This window comes from Micromonospora sp. ATCC 39149 (assembly GCF_000158815.1).
GTDB lineage: Bacteria > Actinomycetota > Actinomycetes > Mycobacteriales > Micromonosporaceae > Micromonospora.
Genome location: NZ_GG657738.1, coordinates 5417561 through 5431677, shown reverse-complemented (window position 1 = coordinate 5431677; position 14117 = coordinate 5417561). Strand labels below are relative to the sequence as shown.

At 71.8% G+C, this 14117-nt stretch carries 11 protein-coding genes and 1 pseudogene; 7 read left to right on the top strand and 5 right to left on the bottom strand.

Annotated features, from left to right (window positions below; genetic code table 11):
• Positions 1-448: pseudogene (locus tag MCAG_RS23780) on the top strand (tetratricopeptide repeat protein); the annotation flags it as partial.
• Between the two features lie 154 nt (positions 449-602).
• Here the strand turns inward: MCAG_RS23780 and MCAG_RS23775 are convergent.
• On the bottom strand, positions 603-1229 hold the full coding sequence (locus tag MCAG_RS23775) for an SGNH/GDSL hydrolase family protein (RefSeq protein ID WP_036374953.1): 627 nt from the start codon (positions 1227-1229) through the stop codon (positions 603-605).
• Between the two features lie 227 nt (positions 1230-1456).
• Between MCAG_RS23775 and MCAG_RS23770 the strand changes: the two genes are divergently transcribed.
• Complete coding sequence (locus tag MCAG_RS23770; RefSeq protein WP_232290412.1) at positions 1457-3679, top strand: ATP-binding domain-containing protein; 2223 nt, start codon at positions 1457-1459, stop codon at positions 3677-3679.
• 61 nt (positions 3680-3740) lie between these two features.
• Here the strand turns inward: MCAG_RS23770 and MCAG_RS23765 are convergent, their stop codons facing one another.
• On the bottom strand, positions 3741-4148 hold the full coding sequence (locus MCAG_RS23765) for a hypothetical protein (RefSeq protein WP_007075514.1): 408 nt from the start codon (positions 4146-4148) through the stop codon (positions 3741-3743).
• A gap of 394 nt (positions 4149-4542) precedes the next feature.
• On the opposite strand from MCAG_RS23765, the gene MCAG_RS23760 reads away from it, so the two are divergent.
• Positions 4543-4914: a hypothetical protein gene (locus MCAG_RS23760; protein WP_036374951.1), complete on the top strand. Its 372-nt coding sequence runs from the start codon at positions 4543-4545 to the stop codon at positions 4912-4914.
• 89 nt (positions 4915-5003) lie between these two features.
• Here MCAG_RS23760 and MCAG_RS23755 read toward each other — a convergent pair whose 3' ends face one another.
• From MCAG_RS23755 to MCAG_RS23745, 3 genes are all read right to left on the bottom strand, one after another.
• Positions 5004-5987 carry a sporulation protein gene (locus MCAG_RS23755; protein WP_007075512.1) on the bottom strand — a complete coding sequence of 328 codons (984 nt, stop codon included), beginning with the start codon at positions 5985-5987 and terminating at the stop codon, positions 5004-5006.
• Between the two features lie 177 nt (positions 5988-6164).
• A complete protein-coding gene (locus tag MCAG_RS23750; protein ID WP_007075511.1) occupies positions 6165-6938 on the bottom strand; it encodes a DeoR/GlpR family DNA-binding transcription regulator in 774 nt (257 codons plus the stop codon).
• Between the two features lie 38 nt (positions 6939-6976).
• Complete coding sequence (locus tag MCAG_RS23745; RefSeq protein WP_007075510.1) at positions 6977-9025, bottom strand: beta-galactosidase; 2049 nt, start codon at positions 9023-9025, stop codon at positions 6977-6979.
• A gap of 696 nt (positions 9026-9721) precedes the next feature.
• Here MCAG_RS23745 and MCAG_RS23740 point away from each other — a divergent pair.
• From MCAG_RS23740 to MCAG_RS23725, 4 genes are all read left to right on the top strand, one after another.
• Positions 9722-10639 carry an ABC transporter substrate-binding protein gene (locus MCAG_RS23740; protein ID WP_232290254.1) on the top strand — a complete coding sequence of 306 codons (918 nt, stop codon included), beginning with the start codon at positions 9722-9724 and terminating at the stop codon, positions 10637-10639.
• A 23-nt stretch (positions 10640-10662) separates the two neighbouring features.
• On the top strand, positions 10663-11619 hold the full coding sequence (locus MCAG_RS23735) for a carbohydrate ABC transporter permease (RefSeq protein ID WP_036374948.1): 957 nt from the start codon (positions 10663-10665) through the stop codon (positions 11617-11619).
• Positions 11616-12527 (top strand): carbohydrate ABC transporter permease, encoded by a 912-nt coding sequence (locus tag MCAG_RS23730; protein ID WP_007075507.1) that lies wholly within the window; start codon positions 11616-11618, stop codon positions 12525-12527. The genes MCAG_RS23735 and MCAG_RS23730 overlap by 4 nt, the downstream gene beginning before the upstream one ends.
• Positions 12524-14117: alpha-galactosidase (locus tag MCAG_RS23725; RefSeq protein ID WP_007075506.1), on the top strand; the 1594-nt coding region annotated here is incomplete at its 3' end. The genes MCAG_RS23730 and MCAG_RS23725, both read left to right, overlap by 4 nt.

Genomic DNA, 14117 nt, shown 5'->3' with positions numbered 1-14117 from the left:
GGTGCTGGTCCCCCGCCCGCCCGCGCCGCCGCCGCGCCGGCTCACCCCGCTCGTGGTACTCGCCGGGGTGACCGTGGTGGTGCTGGGCACGGCGGCGGTGGTCGCCGGGGTCGCCCGGGTCGGCGGCACGAAGCCGGAGCCGGGCCCATCACCCTCGGCCTCCGCCCCACCGGGCCCCAGCCCGTCCGGCGCGGGGCCCTCGGGCGGGACCCCCGGCCCGGGTGCGTCCGGCGGGCGGTCGGCCAGCCCACGGGCCGCCGCCTCCCCGGGTACCCCACCCGGCGGGGTGAGCCTGCGGGACGACCGGGACGACATCGCGCTACGCGGGACGTACCCGGTCGGGGCCAGCGGGCCCGTGGTGCTGTCCGGGCGGCAGCCGAGCGCGTTCGAGCCGCCGCCAGCGGGCACCGGCTTCCTGGTGCACGGGCTGGACCGCACCAACGGCTAACGCGCCACGGTTGGTCGCCCTGGTCTGGTCGGCGGACACGATCGGCCCAGCCGCAAGGTCTGCACCCGCCGACGCTGACCTCCGACGCCTCAGACGGCGACGGAGGCCGGGCGGGTTAGCGGGGCGGGCTCGCCCCTACGGCCAGGGCCGGCCGTCAGGCCCCGAGGGCGGCCAGGAAGGCGTCGGCGATCACCGCGTGGCCCGGCAGCCCCGGGTGGACGCGGTCGCTCGCCCAACGGCTCGCCGGGCTGTGCGCCAGCACCCGGTTGAAGGCCGCCTGGGTGGCGACGTGCACCGCGTCGAAGTCCTTGGCGAGGGCGGCCACCACCGCCGCGTACCGATCGGTCTCGGCGCGCTGCGGCTCGTCGACGTGCGCCTCGATGAAGAACGGGTCGGCCAGCACCAGCCGGCAGCCGGTGACGGTGACGGCCCGGCGCAGCAGGGCACGCAGGGTGCGCTCGTACTCGTCGATTCCGACGGCCTCGGCCTCCCGGCCGGGGCTGAACGCACGCCAGATGTCATTGATGCCGATCATCACGGAAAGCCAGTCGGGACGCTCGGCGACGGCGTCGGCATCCCAGCGGACCGCGAGGTCACGGACGGTGTCGCCGCCGACGCCCCGGTTGACCCAGGTCAGCTCGCGCTCGGGGTACCGGGCGTCGACGAACGCACGGACCAGGCTCATGTACCCGTCACCGTAGGGGGCGGCGCTGTCGCGCCGGCCGCAGTCGGTGATGCTGTCCCCGATGAACACGACCCGTTGACCGGCATCCAGCAGCATGTGTGCGACTCCGTCCCGACCCGGTGGCATGACCCCGCTCGGATCGCTTGGCCGGAGGGGCACCCGCACGGTATCTTTGACAATTCAGGCACAAAAAAGGAACGGCGCGCAAAATGCCGTTCCGGCGCAATTTTAATTATAAGGGAGAAGGCTTGTCAAGGCACTCCGCGGGCACCGACGAGCTGCGGCACGACGACGGGATCGGCCACGAACAGGAGTACGTCTCCATGCTCTACGGCCGGCTGGACGGCATGCGGGAACAGTCCGCCCGCCGGCTCGCCGAGGAACTGCGCAAAGCCGGCGGCACCCAGCAGGACCGGTCCCAGCGCGATAGCGCCGTGAAGATGTACGCCGAGCAGGTCGAGCAGTTCTCCGCCGTGGAGAACGGGCTGTGCTTCGGCCGGCTGGACACCGACGACGGCACCCGCCGCTACATCGGCCGGATCGGGATCTTCGACACCAGCGGCGACTACGACCCGCTGCTGATGGACTGGCGGGCCCCCGCCGCCCGCGCCTTCTACCTGGCCACCGCCGCCAACCCGCAGGGCGTACGGCGGCGCCGGCACCTGCGTACCCGGCAGCGCAAGGTGGTCGCCCTCAACGACGAGGTGCTCGACCTGACCACCGCCTCCCCCACCGCGCACGAGGAGCTGACCGGCGAGGCGTCCCTGCTCGCCGCGCTCAACGCCGGCCGCACGGGGCGGATGCGCGACATCGTCGAGACCATCCAGGCCGAGCAGGACCGGATCATCCGGGCCGACCTGCCCGGGACGCTTGTCGTCCAGGGCGGCCCCGGCACCGGCAAGACGGCCGTCGCCCTGCACCGGGCGGCGTACCTGCTCTACACCCACCGGCGGGAGCTGGCCAGCCGGGGCGTGCTCCTGCTCGGCCCGAACGAGACGTTCCTGCGCTACATCTCCCAGGTGCTGCCGGCGCTGGCCGAGACGGGCGTCTTGCTGCGTACCCCCGGCGACCTGTTCCCGGGCGTCAGCGCCCGCCGGGCGGAGCCGGCGCGCGCGGCGGCGCTCAAGGGCCGGGCGGAGATGGTGCAGGTGCTGGCCGCGGCCGTGCGCGACCGGCAGCGGGTGCCCGACGAGCCACTGGAGATCGAGATCGAGCGGGAGGTGTTGCCGCTGGCCCCGGAGACCGTCCGGACGGCCCGGGACCGGGCCCGCCGCTCCGGCCGGCCGCACAACCTGGCCCGCGCGGTCTTCGACGTCGAGATCGTGCACGCCCTCGCCGCCCAGGTCGCCGACCGGATCGGTGCGGACCCGCTGGGCGGGGAGAACCTCCTGGAGGAGGCCGACCTCGCGGAGATCCGCCGGGAGCTGCGCGAGGAGCCCGAGGTCCAGGCCGCCCTGGACCACCTCTGGCCGGTGCTCACCCCGCAGCGCCTGCTCGCCGACCTGTACGCCGACCCGGACCGGATCGCCGCCGCCACGCCCGGGTGGTCCGATGCCGAGCGGGCGTTGCTGCGCCGCGAGCCGGGCGGCTGGGCCCCGGCCGACGTGCCGCTGCTGGACGAGGCCGCCGAGCTGCTCGGCGAGGACGACCGGGCCGCCCAGGCCCGCCGGGAGCGCATCCGTGCCATGCAGCGCGAGTACGCCGAGGGCGTGCTGGAGATCGCCCGGGGCTCCCGGTCGATCGACGTGGAGGACGAGGCGGAGGGCGGCGAGATCCTCGGGGTGACCGACCTGCTCGACGCCGACCGGCTGCTGGAGCGGCAGGAGTCCACCGACGGGCTGACCACCGCGCAGCGGGCCGCCGCGGACCGGAACTGGGCGTTCGGGCACGTGATCGTCGACGAGGCGCAGGAGCTGTCGCCGATGGCCTGGCGGCTGCTGATGCGCCGCTGCCCCAGCCGGTCCATGACGATCGTCGGGGACGTGGCGCAGACCGGCTCGCTCGCCGGCACGCCGTCGTGGGCGGACGCGCTGGAGCCGTACGTGGCGCAGCGGTGGCGACTGGAGGAGCTGACGGTCAGCTACCGCACCCCGGCCGAGATCATGTCGGTGGCGGCCGGGGTGCTGGCCGAGATCGACCCGCAGCTGCGCCCGCCCCGCTCGGTGCGCCAGAGCGGGGTGCCGCCGTGGGAGCGCGCCGTGGCCGAGGAGCGGCTGGCCGCCGAGCTGGCCGACGCCGCCGTCGCCGAGGCGGCCAACCTGGCCGACGGGCGACTCGGAGTGATCGTGCCCGCCGGGCGGGTCGAGGAGCTGGGTGCCGCCCTGGTCGCGGCGCTGCCCGAGGCGACCGTCGGCGAGCACCCGGAGTTGGAGAGCCGGGTGGTGCTGCTGACGGTGGCCCAGGCCAAGGGGTTGGAGTTCGACTCCGTCCTGGTGGTGGACCCGGACGCGATCGTCGCCGAGTCGCCGCGTGGGCACAACGACCTCTACGTCGCACTCACCCGCGCCACCCAGCGCCTGGGCGTCCTCGCGCTGTCCCGCCACTGACCCGAATCTTGGGCAGTTACCGTCCGGTGTGGACGGTAACTGCCCAAGATGGGCGCGGCCGTCACTCGTCGGTGAAGTTGCCGACCCGGGCGGCGCTGCTGGACTGGTCGCTGGTCGATCCGCCCGCCGGGGTGCTCAGGCCACCCGTGGTGGCGTCGCCGGTGGTGGTCGGGGCGACCTTGCCCGGGTGCCGCTCCGGCTGCCGGGCCAATCGACGGACGCTCGCCGGGCCGGCCGTGCCACCGGTCGTGGTGATCGCGCCCTGGCCCCGGGTCGGGCCGCCGTCGCGCAGCACCTGCGGGTCGATCCGGACGTGCGCCGGGTCGTCCGGGTCCTCGTCCTGGATGATCCGCTGCACGTCGGTCTGCGGCACGGTGACCTCGTCGAGCGCCCCCTCGCCGTACACGCCGCCGGCGATCCGTTCCTCGGCCTTGCGGGCGGACTCCCGCATCGTGTCGTCCTCACGCACGTCCATCACCTCGCAGAAGTGTCGGAATCCTCCTGCGTGCCCCGCCGCCGGACCGCCAAACCCGCCCCCACCGCCGGGCATCCGGGCCTGTCGCCGCCGCCGGGCATCCGGGCCAGCGCGAAGCCGCCGGCGGGAACCCGGCATCACGCCGCAGAGGTGACGGAAACACCTGGCCCGCCCGGGGGGTCGCCTTCGTCGCGCCGCGGCGGCGCGTGGCCCGCGCCCCGGGTCCCGCGACGGCGCCGTTATCCGGGCCCCGACGGGTGTTACCTCGTCAGGGAAGTCGGGTAGTCGGGGGGTGCCCCCGCCAGGAACGTGAACCGTGCCGTGGCCGAAACGCGGTAGCGGGGCGAGGGAGCGCAGTAAGGACTCATCGCATCCTGAGGAGGACAAGATGAGCACGCAGGCTGCATCCACCAGGCCGATGAACCGCACGCAGGAAGCGCAGAACCGCGCGATGCAGGAGGCACCCACCCGGCCGATGCCGATGATGCACGACGGGCGCCAGGAACCGATGGCGGCACCGGGCACGGAGACCAAGCCGTCGTTCGCGACCACGGAGTTCTGGGTCTACATCGCCTCCGTTATCGGCGTGCTGGCCGCGTCGTACCTGGTCGGCAAGAACTCGGTCGGCGTGGACATCTTCCGCGCGCCGCAGGCCTGGTTCTTCATCACGCTGCTGACCATCGGTTACCTCGGTAGCCGGGGCCTGGCCAAGGCCGGCAGCAACTTCCGCAGCGGCACGGAGCGCAAGGCCCGGCACTGACGCCGGCCTGATCGGCTCCGAGCAGCACGGTGGCCCTCCGGGATTCCCGGAGGGCCACCGTCGCACATGGAAATCGGATACGTCGGCCGCTACTCCTCGCCAAATCCCCAGTCCTCGGCGAAATCGCCCTCGACGGCATCCTCGACCATCTCACCCGCGACCATCCCGCCGACCGCGCCGAGCGCCGCCCCGGCGACGATCCCGCCCATGCCGGGACCCCGGCCGTGGCCCTGGCGCGTCGGGTAGCCGTGCGTCGGGTACCCCGGCGGGACCCCGGCGCCCTGGGCTCGCAGGCCGCCGTAGCGCGAAATGGTCTCCTTCAGCCACCCGTCGACCACCTGCGCCCAGTCCACCCGGTCGGCGTCGGCGTGCGAGACGGTGTACCGGCCGAACACGTCGTGGCCGGCGCTGAGGAAGCCACCCCGCTTGCCGCACTCCAGGATCACGTCGATGCCCTGCTGGCTGGTGACGAAGGTCAGCTCGACCTCGTTGACGCTCTGCGCGTACTGCGGGGCGGCGAAGAACTCGATCTCCTGGTAGAACGGCAGCGTCTGCTGTACCCCGAGAATGTGGCCGCGCTCCAGGTCGGCGCCCTTGAACCGGAAGCCCAGCTGGGCGAACGCCTCCAGGATGCGCTCGTGCACCGGCAGCGGGTGCACCGCCACCTGGTCGAGGTCGCTCTTGTCGACGGCCCGGGCCACCGCCACCTCGGTACGCAGCCCCATGGTCATTCCGTGCAGGCGCTGCCCGTACACGTCGGTGATCGGGGTCTCCCACGGCACCGAAAGCTGGAACGGGATCGACAACTGCTGTTTCGGGGCGAGCTCGAAGGCCCCGCTCACCGGCATGCGGTGGAACTCCATGATGCCCGCGTACTCGCTGTCGCCGCCCTCGATCTCGACCCGGGTGACCAGGCCGACGGCGATCTGTTCGATGGCGGCCGGCGCTTCCCCGCCGACCAGGTTGACCTGGCCGTCGAGGGCGAGACCTGGCCGGGTGTTCGGGTTCGCCAGGACGGTGTCCACCGTGGGACCGCCCACGCCGAACGCGCTCAACATCTTCTTGAAGACCATCGTCACTCCCGCAGACGGGTGCGCGCGCTCCACCCTGGAGCGTCGCAGCTCACCGGACCGACCCTAGCCGCCACTCCTGTGCGGCGCCTGGGAAACACACCGCGTGCGCTGTTGGTAACAGCCGAGTGGTGAGAAGGGGACCCCTCTCTACCGTAGGCGTTAACACGGGGCCCTTCCTTACACCTCCACCACCAACAGGTCGCCCACCTGCTCGGCGAGTTGGGCGCGGGCGTCGGGGTCGAGCCCCGCATCGGTGATCAGCACGTCCGCGTCGGCCAGCGGGGCGATGGTGGCGATCCCGATCGTCTCCCACTTGGTGCGGTCGGCCAGCACCACCAGCCGCCGGGCGGCGCGCACCAGCCGCCGGTTGATGCCGGCCTCCAGCAGGTTGGGAGTGGTGAAGCCGGTGCGGGGGCTCAACCCGTGTACCCCGAGGAAGAGCACGTCGACGTTGAGCGCGCTGACGGCCGCCTCGGCCACCGGCCCGGTGAGCGCGTCCGAGGGGGTGCGGATGCCACCGGTGAGCACGACCGTCCGGTCGGCGCGCGGGTCCTGGTGGAGCGCGTCGGCGACGGGGATGGAGTTGGTCACCACGGTCAGCCCGCGCACGTCGGCGAGCCGGGTGGCCAGGGCGGCCGTGGTGGTGCCGGCGGACAGCGCGATCGCCATGCCGGGTTCGACCAGGGTGGCGGCCCGTTCGGCGATGGCGCGTTTCTCGTCGCGCTGGCGGATCGACTTCGCGGCGAAGCCGGGCTCCTCGGCGGCGCCGGGGCCGGCGAGGGTCGCCCCGCCGTGCACCTTGTCGACCAGTCCCCGCTCGGCGAGGGCCTCCAGGTCGCGACGGATGGTCATGTCGGAGACGCCGAAGCGGCTCACCAGGTGGCTGACCCGCACCCCGCCGCGCTGTCGGATCAGCTCAAGGATGGCGCTCTGCCGTTGCTGGGCGAGCATCGAACCTCCTCGACGCGGACGAGCGAAGGGCAAGCAGCTCAGGAGGCCTCCACCGGGCGAGCCCCCGGCGTGTCCGACAGCTGGGCGGACTCCTCCCGCACCACGGCCACCTCGCCCGGGACGACGACGAGCTCCCCTTCGCAGCGGGCGCCGGTGAGCAGTTCGGTGCCGGTGGCGGCGATCCGGGCCGGCCGGTCGGTGTGGTTGACGACGAACAGCCAGCTCCCCCGGTCGCCCCGGCGGCGGACCACCTCGACGCCGCGGGGGGCGTCGGCGGCCGGCCGCGCCCCGGACTCGGCCAGTAGCCGGGTCACCAGGCGCTCGGTGGCGGCGTCGTCGAGCCGGGTGCCCACGTACCAGGCGGCGCCCGCGCCCACCGCGTGCCGGGTCAGCGCAGGGACCCCGGGCAGCGGCCCGTCGGCGTACGAGGCGAGGACCTCCGCGCCGGCCGGGTGCAGCCACTCGGTCCACACGTCGGCGGCGGAGCCGTCGTCGAGGGTGACCCGCTCGCCCTCGCGCAGCGGAAAGAACTCCTCGGTACGGATGCCGAGCAGGTCCCGGAACGCGCCGGGGTAGCCGCCGAGCCGGATGTGGTCGTGCTCGTCGACGATGCCGCTGAAGTACGTCACCAGGGCGGTGCCACCGGCGGAGACGTACCGGTGCAGGGCGTCGGCGTCGGCGTCGCGGACCAGGTAGAGCGTCGGCACCAGCACCAGCCGGTAGCGGGACAGGTCGGTCGACGGGTGCACCACGTCGGCGGTGATGCCGGCCCGCCAGAGCGCGCCGTACAACGCGGCGATCCGGTCGTTGTACGTGACGTCGACGCTGGGGTGGGAGTCCAGCTCGACGCCCCACCACGCCTCGAAGTCGAACAGGATCGCCACGTCGGCGTCGACCCGGCTGCCGCGCACCTCGGCCAGGGCCTTGAGGTCGGCACCGAGCCGGCAGACCTCGCGGAAGACCTTGGTGTCCGCCCCGGCGTGCGGGACGAGCGCCGAGTGGTACTTCTCCGCGCCGGCGCGGGAGGCCCGCCACTGGAAGAACAGCACTCCGTCGGCGCCCCGGGCGACGTGGGCGAGGCTGTTGCGGCGTAGCTGCCCCGGGACCTTCGCCATGTTGCGGGGCTGCCAGTTGACGGCGCTGGTGGAGTGCTCCATGAGCAGCCACGGCGCGCCGCCGGCGACGCCCCGGGTGTGGTCGGCCGCGAAGGCCAGCCCGACGTGCGACTGCGGATCGGCGGCGGTGAGGTAGTGGTCGTTGGCGACCAGATCCACGTCGCCGGCCCAGGAGTAGTAGTCCATGTACTTGGTGCCCATGCCGATCATGAAGTTCGTGGTGACCGGCTGGCCGACCAGCCGCTTGAGCAGCTCGCGCTCGGCGCGCAACTGGGCCCGCTGCTCGTCGGAGGAGAAGCGCATGAAGTCGAGCTGCTGGGTGGGGTTGGCGAAGGCCGGCGCGGTGCGCGGCGGGTTGATCTCGGCCCAATCGCCGTACCGCTGGCTCCAGAAGGTGGTGCCCCAGGCGTCGTTGAGGGCGGCCAGGTCGCCGTAGCGCTCGCGCAGCCAGCCCCGGAACGCCGTCGCGCTGACGTCGCAGTAGCAGTGCACGTTGTGGCAGCCCAGCTCGTTGGAGACGTGCCACATCACCACGGCGGGGTGCGCGGCATACCGGGTGGCCACGGCCTCGACGAGGGCGAGCGAGCGCTCCCGGAACACCGGCGAGCTGGGGCAGTACGCCTGCCGGCCGCCCGGCCAGAGGATGGTGCCGTCGGCGCGGCGGGGCAGCGTCTCGGGGTGGGCGTGGGCCAGCCACGGCGGCGGGCTGGCGGTGGCGGTGGCGAGGTCCACCTGGATCCCCCCGGCGTGCAGCGTGTCGAGCGCGCGGTCGAGCCAGTCGAAGTCGTACCGGCCGGGGACCGGCTCCAGCAGGGCCCAGGAGAAGATGCCGACAGAGACCAGGTTGACCCCGGCGCGGCGCATGAGCTCCACGTCCTCGGCCCAGGTCTGCTCGGGCCACTGCTCGGGGTTGTAGTCGGCGCCGTAGAAGATGCCGTCGCCCTGCCAGGTGCTGTCCTGTCGATCCCGCATGGAGGCACAGCGTGCCCGCGCACCCAAACCAAGTCAACACTTTTCAACATCCGAGTTCTTTACAACGTTTACCTCATCGATCCCCTTGTCACAGCCCGATTCCGATCGCCCGAGTGGCTCTTGACAGCGCCGGGCGGACGGGTAGCTTGAGGCGCCTATGGTCGTTCGTGTTCGCTGATGTGGGTTCACGGTGGATCCGCTGTGGCATTCCCGAACGTCCACGACTCACCCCACCACCCCTCCCCCGGGTGCCGCACACCTTCTCATTCGCAGGAGGCACCATGTCCCGTCCCCGAACTCAGGCCGAGTACCTCGCCCGGCTCGTACCCCCCTCCGTCGCCGGTCTGCGCCGGCGCTCGCTGCTGGCCGGCGCGGCCGGCACGGGCGCCCTGCTCGGCACCGGCCTGCTCGCCGGCTGCGGCTCGGACTCCAAGTCCGGCGGCACGGAGTCGAAGACGGTGTCGCTCGGCTCCAACCAGTCGGACCCCAAGCCCAAGGACGTGATCGCCAAGGTCATGGCCGGGTTCCAGACCGCCTCCGGCGTCGAGGTCGCCATCAACACGGTCGACCACAACACGTTCCAGGAGAACATCAACAACTACCTGCAGGGCAAGCCGGACGACGTGTACACCTGGTTCGCCGGCTACCGCATGCGGTTCTTCGCGGCGAAAGGGCCTGGCCGGCGACGTCAGCGACGTGTGGGGCAAGCTCTCCGGCTACTCCGACGCGTTCAAGAAGGCGTCGACCGGCGACGACGGCAAGCAGTACTTCGTGCCGGCGTCGTACTACCCGTGGGCGATGTTCTACCGCAAGTCGGTCTGGCAGCAGCGCGGGTACCAGGTGCCGAAGACCCTCGACGAGTTGAACGCCCTCGGCGCGCAGATGAAGAAGGACGGCCTCAACCCGATCGCCTTCGGCGACAAGGACGGCTGGCCGGCGATGGGCACCTTCGACATCCTCAACCTGCGGATCAACGGCTACCAGTTCCACGTCGACCTGATGGCCGGCAAGGAGGCGTGGACCTCCGACAAGGTGAAGAAGGTCTTCGACTCCTGGGCGGGGCTGCTGCCGCTGCACCAGCCCGACAGCCTCGGCCGGACCTGGCAGGAGGCTGCCCAGTCGTTGCAGCAGAAGAAGTCCGGCATGTACCTGCTCGGCCTCTTCGTCGCCCAGCAGTTCACCGACGACGAGCAGAGCGACCTGGACTTCTTCACCTTCCCCGAGATCGACCCGGCGATCGGGGCGAAGGCCCTGGACGCGCCGATCGACGGCTACATGATGGCCCGCAAGCCGAAGTCCGAGGCGAACGCCAAGAAGCTTTTGGAGTTCCTCGGCTCGGCCGACGCCGCCAACATCACGGTGAAGAACGACCCGAGCACCCTGGTCGCCAACAGCGGCGCCGACGTCAGCGGCTACACCGCCCTGCAGAAGAAGGCCGCCGAGCTGGTCGGCTCGGCCACCGAGATCGCCCAGTTCCTCGACCGGGACACCCGGCCGGACTTCGCCTCCACGGTGATCATCCCGGCGATCCAGCAGTTCATCAAGGACCCGAAGGACATTAGCGGGCTGCTCACCAGCATCGAGAACCAGAAGAAGTCGATCTTCACCGGCTGACGACGGCGAGAGGGGAAGGACACATGTCCGACCTGCCCCTGATCCAAGTGGATCCCGCCGTGTCGTCGCCGGCCGCGACCACCCGCAAGGGTGGTCGCGGCCGCGGGCCACGGCTTTTGTCCCGCACCGACCGCGTGGTGATCACGCTGATGGTGCTCGTACCGCTGCTGCTGGTCGTCGGTCTGGTCTGGCTCCCGGCGGTGGCCACCGTGGCGCTGTCCGGCACGAACTGGGACGGCATCGGCCCCCTCGGCGAGATCGAGTGGGTGGGTGGCCGCAACTACTCCGACGTGATCAACATCTATCCGCCGTTCGTGCCGGCGGTGCAGCACAACCTGCTCTGGCTGGCGGCGCTGTTCGTGGTCGCCACCCCGTTCGGCATGTTCCTCGCCGTGCTGCTGGACAAGGAGATCCGCGGCAGTCGGTTCTACCAGACCGCGCTCTACCTGCCGGTGGTGCTCTCCCTGGCGCTGATCGGCTTCGTCTGGCAGCTCATCTACTCCCGCGACCAGGGCCTGCTCAACGCGGTGCTGGGCACGAGCACCGACTGGTACGGCGACCCGGATGTCAACATCTGGGCGGTGCTCGTCGCCGCCGGCTGGCGGCACGTCGGGTACATCATGCTGCTCTACCTGGCGGGGCTGAAGGGGGTCGACCCGTCGCTGCGGGAGGCCGCCTCCGTCGACGGCGCGTCCGAGGTCACCACCTTCTTCAGGGTGGTCTTCCCGGTGCTGCGGCCGATCAACATCATCGTGCTGGTGGTGACGGTGATCGAGTCGCTGCGCGCGTTCGACCTGGTCTGGGTCGTCAACAAGGGCCGCAACGGGCTGGAGATGATCTCCGCGCTGGTCACCCAGAACGTGGTCGGCGAGGCCAGCCGGATCGGATTCGGCTCGGCGCTGGCGACGCTGATGCTGGTCGTCTCGCTGGTCTTCATCACCATCTACCTGGCGACCGTCATGAAGGAGAGCCGGAAATGACCGCCGCTGCCCTGACCCGCGAGCCGGCGACCGCCGGGGCGCCAGGCCGGCGCCGGCCGCCCCGGCCTGGCCGGGTGGTCCTGCACCTCTTCCTGGGGGCGGTGGCCGTCGGTTGGCTGTTCCCGATCCTCTGGGCGGTGCTGACCTCGCTGCGTTCCTACGAGTACACCGCCGTCAACGGCTACGTCTCCCTTGGCGGCTGGACCTTCGACAACTACGTCACCGCGTGGCGGACGGCCGAGTTCGGCAAACACTTCCTCAACTCGGTATACATCACCGTCCCGGCGGTGCTGCTGGCGCTCTTCCTGGCCTCCTGCGTCGCGTTCGTCATCGCCCGGTTCAGCTGGAAACTCAACATCGTCCTGCTGGGCGTGTTCACCGCGGCGAACCTGCTGCCCCAGCAGGCCCTGCTGATCCCGCTGTTCCGGCTGTTCACCGAGATACCGCTGCCGCTGTTCATGAGCGACTCGGAGCTTCTCTACGACAGCTACTGGGGGCTGATCCTGGTCAACGTCGCCTTCCAGTGCGGCTTCTGCGTCTTCGTGCTGAGCAACTACATGAAGGCCCTGCCGTACGAGCTGTACGAGGCGGCGATGGTCGACGGGGCCAGCGTGTGGCGGCAGTACTGGCAGGTGACCATGCCGCTGTGCCGGCCGGCGCTGGCGGCGCTGGCCACCCTGGAGGTGACCTGGATCTACAACGAGTTCTTCTGGGCCACCGTGCTCATGCGCACCGGGGACAAGTTCCCGGTGACCAGCTCGCTGAACAACCTGCGCGGCGAGTTCTTCACCGACAACAACCTGGTATCGGCCGGCTCCGTACTGGTCGCGATTCCGACCCTGGTGATCTTCTTCCTGTTGCAGAAGCAGTTCGTCCGGGGCCTGACCCTGGGGGCCTCCAAAGGATGACGATCGTCCACCTGCGCCGGGCAGCCACCAGCCTGGTGCTCGACGCGCGCGGCCCGGGCTTGCCCCGGGTCGCGCACTGGGGTGCCGACCTCGGCCCGCTCACCACCGACGACCTGCCCACGCTGGTCGCCGCAGGCGTACCGCCGGTGGTGGCGAGCAGCTTCGACGCGCCGACCGTGCTGTCCCTGCTGCCCGAGGCGAGCGCCGGCTGGAGCGGCCGGCCCGGCCTGGCCGGGCACCGCGCCGGCACCGCCTGGTCCACCGCGTTCCGCCTGGACGTCCTCGACGTCGCCGACGAGCCGGCCGGCTCCGCCCGGGTGACCGTCACGGCGACGGACCCGGACGCGGCGCTGACGCTGACCGTCGAGGTCGAACTCGACCCGACCGGGCTGGTGCTGTTGCGGCACCGGCTACGCAACGACGGCGACGCCCCGTACGAGCTGCGGGAGCTGACCGCAGTGCTGCCGGTGCCGGCGGTCGCCACCGAGCTGCTCGACCTGACCGGCCGGTGGTGCCGGGAGCGGTCGCCGCAGCGGCACCCGTGGCCGATGGGCGCGTGGGTGCGGGAGGGCCGGCACGGTCGGACCGGGCACGACGCCACGCTGCTGCTGGTGGCCGGGACGAGCGGCTTCGGCTTTCGGCACGGCGAGGTGTGGGCGGTGCACACCGCGTGGAGCGGCGACCACGTCACGTTCGCCGAGCGACGGCCCACCGGGGAGTCCACGCTGGGTGGCGGCGAACTGCTGGCCCCCGGCGAGGTCCTGCTGGGCCCCGGCGAGTCCTACGCCACTCCCCTGCTGTACGCCGTGCACTCGACCGCCGGCCTGGACGGGCTCAGCGATGCGCTGCACACCCACCTGCGCGCCCGGCCGGGACACCCGCGCTCCGCGCGTCCGGTCACCCTCAACGTGTGGGAGGCCGTCTACTTCGACCACGACCTGAACCGGCTGCGCGCTCTCGCCGACCACGCCGCCGAGGTAGGGGTGGAGCGGTTCGTGCTCGACGACGGCTGGTTCACCGGCCGTCGGCACGACCGGGCCGGGCTCGGCGACTGGTACGTCGACAAGACGGTCTGGCCCGGCGGGCTGCAACCGCTGATCGACCACGTGCGCGGGCATGGGATGCAGTTCGGGCTCTGGGTCGAGCCGGAAATGGTCAACCCCGACTCCGACCTGTTCCGCGCCCACCCGGACTGGGCGCTCGCCGCGCCCGGCCGGCTACCGCTGACGTGGCGGTACCAGCAGGTGCTCGACCTGGTCAACGCGGACGCGTACGCGTACGTGCTCGGGCGGCTCGACGCACTACTGCGCGAGCACGACGGCATCGCGTACCTGAAATGGGACCACAACCGCGACCTCACCGAAGCCGGCCACGCCGGGCGGCCCGGGGTGCACGCGCAGACCGTCGCCGCCTACCGGCTGCTCGACGAACTGCGCGCCCGGCACCCGGGCCTGGAGATCGAGAGCTGCTCCTCCGGCGGTGCCCGGGTGGACCTGGAGATCCTGCGCCGCACCGACCGGGTCTGGGCCAGCGACTGCAACGACGCCCTGGAACGGCTTGCCATCCAGCGCTGGACCGGGCTGCTGCTCC